This window comes from Pyrobaculum sp. (assembly GCF_049971835.1).
Classification (GTDB): domain Archaea; phylum Thermoproteota; class Thermoprotei; order Thermoproteales; family Thermoproteaceae; genus Pyrobaculum.
Map to the genome: position 1 here is coordinate 1 of NZ_JBMFKV010000339.1, position 1548 is coordinate 1548.

Sequence of the window (1548 nt, forward strand, 5' to 3'; positions counted from 1 at the left end):
CTCGTGTACCACCTCTTGCAGGTACCCGGTATCTTCTTGCCGTCAACCTCCACGGTGAACCCCTCTGCCAGCTCTCTGCGCATCGCATCGTAGGGCCTACCCAGCTTCCCGAAGTCTATTTTGAACATGTTTGTGTCCGCAAACAGAAACTCCAAGACGTGTTCATTACACGGCGATGAGATGTCCTTCCTGCTGGGGCCTAAGGTGGGACTGTGTCCAAGGAATGCCGGGTCCAAAGAGACGTCGCCGCCGTGCTGAACATGTTGCTGAGAGCCGCAGAGGAGCTGGAGTCTAACTGCGCCGAGGCGGTATGGCAACTCTTGTCCACAGTGGACGAAAAACAGCTGGAGGAGTGGACAGAAGCAGTGCTGATGGTCGAGCTCTTGCATCAAGCCCAACGGCGCGACGTGTTGTCCCAGTCCAGCTTAGCCTCCGCCCGTTCGGGCGGGGGGCCGGCAAGGCCATGCTGGCCGACAGCCTCGATACTAACTCCGGGGACAAGTGCGGGCGCTCCCTCCACGTGCTCGCGGCGGACCTCGGTCGGGAGAGAGATGGCGGCCCACATGAAGGCGGGAGCCAGCCGCCACGTAAGGGACGGCGCCGAGAGGACGCCCTTTTTACCTAGTTGCCTCCGCGGGCTGTGCTGGTTGTGTAAGGAGGCTCATACGCTACGGCGCGGACATAAACGTCAGAGACGTAAACGGCAATATGCAGTTGCACCACGCGTGGAGGGAGTAGGCGGCCAAGACTCTCATCGACGCCGGGGCCTAGGTGGACGTGAGGAACAAGTTCGGCTGGACGCCTCTACACGCCGCGGCTATAGATCACGTGAGGGTTGTAGAGCTGTTGTTAAAGTACGGTACGCAGAGGAACGCAATAGACAAAAGGGCGGGACGCCTAAAGACGTCGCCCATAGACGCTTACGGGATTGCTGTAACGCTTTTTTGTAGTCCGTCTACGCACTCTTATGGAGGAGGTCGAAGCAATCTACGGCAGAGAGGTGGTGGAGGCCCTCCAGAGGCTTGACGCAAAGTTCAAGGACAGATACGGCGTGACGGCCCTCCACATCGCGGCGAAGCTCAACATGGTCGACCACGTCAGGAAGTTGCTTGAGCTGGGCGCCGATCCGAACACGGCCGACGACTTCTGCCAGACCCCGCTCCACTTCGCCGCCGAGACCTGTAGCACCGAGGCGGCCGAGATCTTACTCGAGAAAGGGGCGGATCCTAACGCCGAAGATGTCTACGGCAGATCGCCGCTTGAGCTAGCAGTCTTTTACCGGTGCGTAGACATGGTCAAGGAGATGCTACCGCGCGCGAAGCCGTCTCTGGGGGTGCTGCTGGCCGCCGTGGGGGATCCGCACATGCTGTCCCTAGTGTTGAATACGTGGAGCGACATCGTCAAGGTCTACGGCGGCGAAGCCGTGCTGGCCGCCATAGAGCGGGGGGCGCTGCAAGGTGCCGCCTTGCTCATCGGATTGGGCGTCGACCCCAACTACGTCAGCAGTAGGGGCGCGGCCCTCCACATAGCTGCACAGCGTTGCCTGCC

At 60.7% G+C, this 1548-nt stretch carries 3 protein-coding genes and 1 pseudogene; 3 read left to right on the forward strand and 1 reads right to left on the reverse strand.

All coding sequences use genetic code 11. The features are described from left to right. Positions 1-389 (reverse strand): hypothetical protein (locus ACP5J3_RS14425; protein WP_428496316.1); only part of this gene is annotated, 389 nt, incomplete at its 3' end. 232 nt (positions 390-621) lie between these two features. Here ACP5J3_RS14425 and ACP5J3_RS14430 point away from each other — a divergent pair. From ACP5J3_RS14430 to ACP5J3_RS14440, 3 genes and pseudogenes are all read left to right on the forward strand, one after another. Then, a pseudogene (locus ACP5J3_RS14430) lies at positions 622-738 on the forward strand (hypothetical protein); the annotation flags it as partial. A gap of 39 nt (positions 739-777) precedes the next feature. Beyond that, positions 778-1026: an ankyrin repeat domain-containing protein gene (locus ACP5J3_RS14435; protein WP_428496317.1), complete on the forward strand. Its 249-nt coding sequence runs from the start codon at positions 778-780 to the stop codon at positions 1024-1026. Continuing rightward, a partial coding sequence (locus tag ACP5J3_RS14440; protein WP_428496318.1) for an ankyrin repeat domain-containing protein occupies positions 968-1548 on the forward strand: 581 nt, incomplete at its 3' end. The genes ACP5J3_RS14435 and ACP5J3_RS14440, both read left to right, overlap by 59 nt.